At 56.8% G+C, this 8,044-nt stretch carries 9 protein-coding genes; 8 read left to right on the forward strand and 1 reads right to left on the reverse strand.

The features are described 5' to 3' along the window. On the forward strand, positions 1-260 hold a 260-nt coding region (locus P1S46_10345), incomplete at its 5' end, for a DUF86 domain-containing protein (GenBank protein MDF1536878.1). Between the two features lie 1,460 nt (positions 261-1,720). Here P1S46_10345 and P1S46_10350 read toward each other — a convergent pair. After that, a complete protein-coding gene (locus tag P1S46_10350) occupies positions 1,721-2,317 on the reverse strand; it encodes a response regulator (GenBank protein MDF1536879.1) in 597 nt (198 codons plus the stop codon). Between the two features lie 182 nt (positions 2,318-2,499). Between P1S46_10350 and P1S46_10355 the strand changes: the two genes are divergently transcribed. The 7 genes from P1S46_10355 (at position 2,500) to coaD (ending at position 7,681) form a co-directional block, all read left to right on the forward strand. Then, the gene (locus P1S46_10355) at positions 2,500-3,162 is read left to right on the forward strand and encodes a hypothetical protein (protein MDF1536880.1); all 663 of its coding nucleotides are present in this window, start codon (positions 2,500-2,502) and stop codon (positions 3,160-3,162) included. Next, complete coding sequence (queD, locus tag P1S46_10360; GenBank protein ID MDF1536881.1) at positions 3,159-3,533, forward strand: 6-carboxytetrahydropterin synthase QueD; 375 nt, start codon at positions 3,159-3,161, stop codon at positions 3,531-3,533. Before P1S46_10355 ends, queD begins: the two co-directional genes overlap by 4 nt. A 201-nt stretch (positions 3,534-3,734) precedes the next feature. After that, positions 3,735-4,484 carry an amidohydrolase family protein gene (locus tag P1S46_10365; GenBank protein MDF1536882.1) on the forward strand — a complete coding sequence of 250 codons (750 nt, stop codon included), beginning with the start codon at positions 3,735-3,737 and terminating at the stop codon, positions 4,482-4,484. Then, positions 4,484-5,221 carry an NAD-dependent deacylase gene (locus P1S46_10370; protein ID MDF1536883.1) on the forward strand — a complete coding sequence of 246 codons (738 nt, stop codon included), beginning with the start codon at positions 4,484-4,486 and terminating at the stop codon, positions 5,219-5,221. The genes P1S46_10365 and P1S46_10370 overlap by 1 nt, the downstream gene beginning before the upstream one ends. A 149-nt stretch (positions 5,222-5,370) precedes the next feature. Further along, on the forward strand, positions 5,371-6,435 hold the full coding sequence (locus tag P1S46_10375) for a M42 family metallopeptidase (protein MDF1536884.1): 1,065 nt from the start codon (positions 5,371-5,373) through the stop codon (positions 6,433-6,435). A gap of 113 nt (positions 6,436-6,548) precedes the next feature. Further along, the gene (gene rsmD, locus P1S46_10380; protein ID MDF1536885.1) at positions 6,549-7,112 is read left to right on the forward strand and encodes a 16S rRNA (guanine(966)-N(2))-methyltransferase RsmD; all 564 of its coding nucleotides are present in this window, start codon (positions 6,549-6,551) and stop codon (positions 7,110-7,112) included. Positions 7,113-7,192: 80 nt separating this feature from the next. Next, a complete protein-coding gene (coaD, locus tag P1S46_10385) occupies positions 7,193-7,681 on the forward strand; it encodes a pantetheine-phosphate adenylyltransferase (GenBank protein MDF1536886.1) in 489 nt (162 codons plus the stop codon). Positions 7,682-8,044: the final 363 nt, after the last annotated feature.

An 8,044-nucleotide genomic window follows, 5' to 3' on the forward strand; every position in this document is an offset into this window, starting at 1 on the left:
AAGAGTTCTCAGGCGATTCGCGCACGATCGATGCCGTCATCCGGAACCTGACAGTTGTCGGCGAGGCGGCTGGGCACATTCCCGAAGAGATCATCGAACGCTATCCGGATGTGCCCTGGGCCGAGATGCGGGGAATCAGGAATATCGTGGTTCACGAATATTTCGGCGTCTCCATCCCCATTATCTGGAAAACGGTTCAGGAAGACATCCCCTCTCTCACCCCGCTTCTACAGGAGATCCTGGAGGAAAACCGGGACTGACCTGATATCTCCTTTACCGCGCCGCCTCTCCGGGCTGACCTTTGGCTGGTTTACTTCGCCCAATTTTCCTATCCTGCTTGCCCCGAGTCACGCTGGCCTGTCACGGCGTAGTCACATCTGTGGAGTGACGAAGCAATCTGGCCTTGTGGCGCAAAATCCCGGATTTCAACACAGGACACAGAGGAAGGTTTTATAACCTGGGGAGAAGAGCGGAGGGAAAAACCGAGAGGGGGAAGGACGGTTGAGAGTTGAGAATTGAGAATTGCACCCAAAATCCAAAGCGCGTTAGCGCCTTTAAAAGCGGCAAGAGCTGATTGACCGCGGAGGACGCGGAGTTTCGCAAGGTGAAAACGAAAGCTGGGGGAGATCTCTGGCGTGTGCCGTAAAAGCATGAAGAGCATTCACCACGGAGCCACCCTTCGACATGCTCAGGGCAGACGGAGAAAGGCGGAGGAAGGCGAAAATCATGGGGAAGGCGCGGATCCTGTTAAAGCGGTAAAGTCGATCTCACGCTCGCTCGCCACGTCTTCAGTGTGGCTCGCTAAAGACGCAAAGACGCCAAGAAGGACTAAATTCTGGGAGAGTGTCCGGTTTCTTTAAAGGCGGCAAAAGCTGATTCACCACGGTACTGCCCCTCGCAGGCAGCGCCACCATTCGACAAGCTCATGGCAGGCAGGGTTACACAGGGTAAATCCAAACCAGGGGGAAGCCTGGGGTTCTTCTTTCAAGGGAATACACCTTGAGAAGAAAGGGCCTGGAGGAAACGGCAACGCTCCTTGCTTTGAATCCTGGAAATGGCTATTCTAATTACCAGCGAACCCCCCGCGCCTCTGCCCGGCCTGCCGGACAAGCGTAATTCCGGGGGGTGTTTCTTTTTCTTTCACCACCGCCCATATCAAGATTCTTATTTCACACCCTTGCTCCAACAGTTCCCTTTCATGTAAAGTCACATATGTTCTCCGGGGGAGAGGATTTCCATTAACCATATTAAAGCCGCCCTCTTGGGCGGTTTTGCGGTTACATGATTTTCAGGCAGGCATGCGGCCTGAATTGTCCCCCGTAGTCAGCCTTATGGCATGATGACGGTGCAAGTTTTGGTACATGGTTGACCTGCTCGCACTGGGACGGTGGATTCCACAAAGCATGGGAGAAGTTGCGAATGACATCATCTGACCATAGAACATCCGGGTGTCTCTGTGGAACGGTAAGAAGGGGTGGAAACCAGTTTTTATGGGCATTTCGGGCGTACTACAGACGCCATTTCGGGTTCCTATGCCCTGTTGGACAACTCTCGGCGGCTTAATATCCTGAATCCCCAATAAATGCCACAAGAAGAGAAAAGACAAACCCCGCATTAAAAAATACGGGGTTTGTCAGTGATCTGAGGCGCCGTGAGGCGCCTTGTGTTCACGATTTTCCTTCGTGCTTCGTTCTTCGTACTTTGCGCTGCTGAATCGAAGCTACTCCGTCGGCTTCGATTCAGCTTCCGCCAGCACCATCTTGATCCGTTCGACCGCGACGGAAGGGTCGAGACTCTTGTCCAGGAACCCGGCGGCGCCCATCTCGCGGACGATCCGGATATCCTCGTGGCTGTCGTGAACGCCGGTCATGACGATGACGGGGGGAACTTTACCGTCCATGCGACTGAGTTCCTCCAGGACGCCGAAACCGGACATCTTGGGCATCTGGAGGTCCAGGAGGAGAAGCCGGAACGACCCCGGAGAAGCGTTATAGGTATTCAGGGCTTCCTGCCCATCAGCGGCGGTCTTGACCTTGAAGCCTTGTTTCGTGAGGAGATCGGACATGAGGGCCCTGAAAAAAGCCGTGTCGTCAGCCATGAGGATGTACTTCTCTTCCACACCGGGGCTGTCATGACCGGCGGCGGATTCCCCCTGCTGTGCGGATTGTGCGGGGGCGGGAAATTCCCGCCACCCGTCGGGGAATGTAACCGTGTATTTGGTTCCGCAGACACCGCAGCCGACCCGGAACCCCCCTTCGGGGACTTTCCCCGGGTCGAAGATATATTCCTTGTGACAAAGGACGCAGGTAAGCTTCATAGCGCCCAAGATACCTGACCTTTATCTCCCGTGTCAATGTGGGAAGAGTGTACAGTGTGCAGTTTACAGTTTACAGTACCATCGCAATACGGAATTTACTGTAAACTGTGAACCCGTGAACCGCATTGATTGACACAGCACAGAAGCATCGCATAGACTTTCATGTGTATCGGTACCCCGTTATGAGAAGAAATAGACTCATCATAACCATACTTCCTGCAATAATCCTCTTCACTGTTGTCTCCGGCACGGCTTCGGCGGATGATGGGACAGGCTGGAAACTCGTGGATGGCGTCGTCGCAACCGTTGACGGGGCGCCTGTCCTGAGAAGCGATATCCACATGGAAGTTGATTTCGGCCTCCTGAAAGTCAACGGTTCAGGAGACAGTTTTGAAGACCTTCTGGAACTGTACCTTAACAGGATGCTCATCCTGCGGGAGGTCGAGGAAATGGGCGGCTACCGATTGAATAGCGGCGAGGCTGAAGATGCCTATCGGGATTACCTGGGACAGTACTCAGGCAGCACCTCCTATTCGGAAAAACTGCAGCGATGGGATGTGGATGAGGGGGAGATTTTTCGCAGGCTGAAAAACGCCCTGCTGACGACCCGGTACACGGAAAGCCGGCTGCAGTTCCTCGTCAATGTGTTGCCTTCGGATATCGAGAACGCGTACCGGAAAGATCCCGAACGGTGGGGTGGGAAGGATCTGTACGATTCATGGGAGGCCATAAAGGCTGACCTCACAGGGGAGACGTTCGCAGTGGAGAAAACGCGTTGGATCGATACCCTCAGGGAAAGGTACAAGCTGATCCTTCTGGACAGATCGGGGGGGTCGGGGCGATGATCTACCGGTTAACAGTGCGGGGAGGTTTCGCCGCTGCCCACAGGATCGTCGGAAGCGGCGGGAAATGCGAGTCGATGCACGGACACAATTTCGATGTCACCCTGACCGTATCCGGCAGCCGTCTTGGTGAAGCAGGCATACTCATGGATTTCGGCGACCTGAAGAAGACGCTCAGGGAGATCACAGGGGAACTGGACCACACCGACCTCAACGAGCACCCGGTCTTTTCAGGTTCCAGCCCTTCGTCCGAAAATATCGCCAGGTATATCTGGGAGCGGGCCGGTGAGCGCCTGACGGGACGAGGTGTTGCCGTCGATTCAGTGACTGTTGCGGAATCGGATTCGGCTTCCGCCACCTACGAACCGGGGTAGAGAAAGGCTGGATCCGGGATCTGTAATTCTTGCCACGCCGACTTGTCGCGGCGTAGCTCGAAGAGCGAAGCCGGAAGCTGATTGCGAAGGCGGGAGGACACGGAGAAAGGCTGAAATGCGGGGGAAGGCGCGGTTGCTTTAAAAGCGGTAAGATCAGCCTCACGCTCGTCGTACTGTTTCTATTTGCCAAAGGAGATAACCATGGAGATCATCGATGCCCACGTCCACATAGGACGCAGACACCTTCCCATGGAAAAGATCCAGGAAGTCCTGGACCAGGCCGGTGTGGACAGGGCGGTGGTATTCGCCGATCCGGAAAGCGCCGACATCCCCGCCGACAACGACTACGTCCTTCAAGTCACATCGAAAAACGATCACATCCCCTTCTTTTACATCGGCGGGAACGCGTACAGCACCAACCGTGCGTTTCCGAGGCTGCCCGATCCCGGAGTCCTCGATCCCTACATGGGGATCAAGTGGCACTGCTGGTTCACGCCGGGCCACGATTTTGGCGGGACTTACCTGGGTATGGACGACAGCCGGATCGAGGAGGCTCTTACGGAACCGGGGATGAAAGCGATCATGGATTACCTGCGCGACAGAGGCATGCCCATCAATTTCGAGGAGCATTTCGACGTTACCGTGATGTTCGTGGACCTGTATCCGGATGTGACCATTATCCTCCCGCACATGGGGGGGCTCAACGGGGGAGCGGAGAGGGTCCTGGCCGCCGTGGGTCACAAGGAGAACGTGCGGTTCGACGTGAGCCTGGCCGGAATAAGCGAGTCCCTCGTCAGGGAATACGGGGCACAAAAGTTCCTGTGCGGTTCGGATTATCCATACGGGAGCCCCAACTGGAGCGTCGATCGTGTCAGGAAACTCAGTGTCTCCGAAGAGGAAAGGGAGGCCATCATGTCAGGGAACATCCTTTCCATCACAGGGCTGACTTGATGGATATGGAAATATCCGCTGAAGCGCCGGAGCGGCTGAGGCTTTCCAGGTCGGTGGCGGTACTCACAGGGGCCGGGATCTCTGCGGAAAGCGGCGTTCCTACGTTCAGGGGGCCGGATGGACTCTGGAAAAAACACCGGCCCGAACAGCTCGCCACACCACAGGCCTTCGCAAGGGACCCGGATCTGGTCTGGGAGTGGTATCACTGGAGACGTGCCCTTGTCAGGTCGGTCCGGCCGAACCCCGGCCACGATGCCATCGCCTGGCTCGAGAGAAATGTGGAACATTTCACCCTCATCACCCAGAATGTGGACGGCCTCCACAGGGAGGCGGGAAACGAGCGGATCCTCGAGCTTCACGGAACTATCCACAGGGCCAGGTGCCAGGATTGCCCTGCTGTCGTCGACCTTGCCGGGGAAGATGGTGTGATCATCTGCCCGGCCTGCGGCGGGCTCATGCGGCCGGATGTGGTATGGTTCGGCGAGAGCCTGGACAGGAAAACCCTTGAATCAGCGTATGTCGCTTCTGCCGGCGCGGATTTTCTCATGGTTGTGGGGACATCCAGCGTGGTTCAGCCGGCGGCGTCCCTGGCCTACGCGGCTCTCGGAAACGGCGGGTACGTGCTTGAGGTGAACCTCGATCCAACCCCGCTTACCGGCACGGCCAGCGGCACCATCCTCGGCAAAGGCGGCGAAGTCCTTCCCGAACTGGTAAGGCTCGCTTTCGAGGAGGAATAATCTCAAATCTCATATTTCAGATCTCAATCCCAATATTCTTGTTCCCACTGAGATGTGAGATCTGAGATCAGACACAAGATATTTGATCAGCTGGCAGATGCCACAAGATGGGCCCTGAATGCTGACCGCCTACACAGAAAGGAACAACGATGCGCAAAGAATCCCTTAGTTTTCTGCAAGACCTCATTGCGGCCCCGAGCCCTTCCGGTTTCGAGGGACCGGCCCAGAAGGTCTGGATGGACCGCACATCCCCGTTTGCCGACGAGGTGCGGATGGATGTCCACGGCAACGCTATCGCCACCCTGAACGCCAACGGTTCCCCGCGCGTCATGCTGGCCGGTCACAGCGATGAGGTGGGTTTCATGGTGAAATACATCTCTGATGAAGGTTTCATTTCGTTCACCTGCATCGGCGGGGTGGACATCCACCTCGTCCCGGCGAGGAGGGTCGTGATTCACACGGCGTCAGGTCCCGTGCTGGGAGTCGTCGGCCGGAAAGCCATCCACCTCATGGATGCCCAGGCAAGGGCCAACCAGAAACTGGAGTGGCACCAGTTGTGGATCGACATCGGCGCCGGCGACCGCAAGGAGGCGGAGAAGAAGGTTTCTTTGGGCGACCCCGTGACCTTCCCTGACGGCTTCGAGGTGATCAACGGGTCGGCGGTCATCGGTCGCGGTTTTGATGACAAGGCGGGGAGTTTCACGGTTTCGGAGGTCATGAGGCTCCTGAAGGGAAAGAAGATCAGCGCCGCGGTCTACGGGGTTTCCACCGTGCAGGAAGAGCTGGGGCTCCGGGGGGGCAAGACCAGCGCCCACGGGATCGATCCCGATATAGGGATCGCCATCGATGTGACTTTCGCCTCCGATCATCCGGAGGTGGACAAGAAACAGGTCGGAGATATCAGCCTGGGGAAAGGTCCGGTCATCGCGCGGGGCCCCAATATCAATCCAAGGATATTCCAAAAGCTGGTCAAGCTGGCTGCCAGGAGCAAAATTCCGTACCAGGTGGAACCGTCGTCCCGGGCCACCGGAACCGATGCCAACGTGATCCAGTTGACCCGGAGCGGCGTGGCGGCGGGTCTCGTCAGCATTCCCAACAGGTACATGCACACGCCCGTGGAGATGGTCAACCTCAAGGACATGGAGAACGCCGCCAGGCTCCTGGCCGCCTACATCGAATCCCTCAAACCGGGAGAGGATCTGACCCCGTTTTAGGCGGAGTTTTCGGTTCACAGTTCACGGTTCACAGTAAAAAGCCCCAAAGAAAACACTTGTGATGCAAAAGGTTCAAAACTGTAAACCGTAAACCGTGAACTGGAAACTTGATTATGCGCATCATCTCCGGCAGCGCGAAGGGACACAAGATCCTGTGTCCGAAAGGGAAAGGGACGCGGCCAACCGGCGATCGTGTCCGTGAAGCGGTCTTTTCGATCCTGGGCGAGAGGGTTGTCGGCGCCCGGGTCCTTGATCTGTACAGTGGGACGGGCGCCATGGGCCTCGAGGCGCTCAGCAGGGGTGCGGATGAGGCCGTGTTCGTGGAAAGGGATCCCCGGGCGCTCAAGTACCTGACCGCCAACATCGAGTCCTGCGGCCTCAAGATCAGGTCCAGGGTGGTCGCGAGGGCTGTCCTGCCGTTCCTGAAGACGGCCGATCTCGGCAGCGGTTTCGACATTGTTTTCGCCGATCCGCCCTACAGCGGCAGCGAGGGGAGTTTGACCTTGTCGGCCTTATCCAAACGTGCTAAATCCCTCCAAAGAAGCCTCGTGGTGCTGGAGCACTCTCCGGGTAACGCTCCCGGGACAGCACCTGACGACATGGAACCTGTGGACACGAGAAGATACGGGAACGTTTGTTTGGCTTTTTACACCTTCCGCGATCCGGAAGCCTGTTGAAGAACCCCGCAAGGCTCCGGATCCCGGTAAATTAATCGCAGAGCCTTCGAGTACTCCACCACGCTGCCAGAGGGACCCGAATGAAAACCATCGCCATCTACCCCGGGACTTTCGACCCCATCACCAACGGACATGTTGACCTCATCACCAGAGCGGCGTCCATCTTCCCGAAGGTCATCGTCCTGGTTGCCGCCGATACGAGGAAAAAATGCCTGTTTACCCTCGATGAAAGGTTGGAGATGATCAACGGAGCTGTGGAACCGTGCGGGAAGACGGTCCAGGTCGTGCCGTTCCACGGGCTGCTCGTGGACGCGGTGAAAAAGCATTCCGCCAAGATGATCATCCGGGGTTTGAGGGCCGTTTCCGATTTCGAGTATGAATCCCAGATGGCTCTCATGAACCGCCGCCTGGAAAATTCCATAGAAACCTTTTTCATGATCAGTTCGGAGTCGTTCGCGTACCTGAGCTCCAGTTTTGTAAAGGAGATCGCCGGCCTGGGCGGGGACGTGAGCAGCATGGTTCCCCCCGGCGTCGTGGATAGGCTCAGGCAGCATTTTTACAAAATATGATGGACTTACAAGAGGATGTCTGTTCCTTCGGAACGAAACGGGGTATCGGGGTATCGGGGTGTCGGGAAAACCCCTATGCTGTCATTGCGAGGAGCATCGAGCTTGACGAGGGCGACGTGGCAATCCCAGAAAGCTCGGTTCCTGCAAAAGCGGCAAGAGCTGATTGACCGCAAAGTACGCGAAGTTTCGCAAAGAAACCTCCTGGATCTCAGGTATTGATGGACTCGCAAAAAGTCCATCAATGCGCCCCGCGCGGGGCGCCCAAATCAATGACTCGAACCTTAAGTCAATGACAAGCCGCGCCTGGGAAGGGCGCCCGGATCGATGACCGACAAAAGCAGCCGCGCCTGGGAGAGGCGCCCG

It is taken from the genome of bacterium (assembly GCA_029210545.1).
GTDB lineage: Bacteria > BMS3Abin14 > BMS3Abin14 > BMS3Abin14 > BMS3Abin14 > JARGFV01.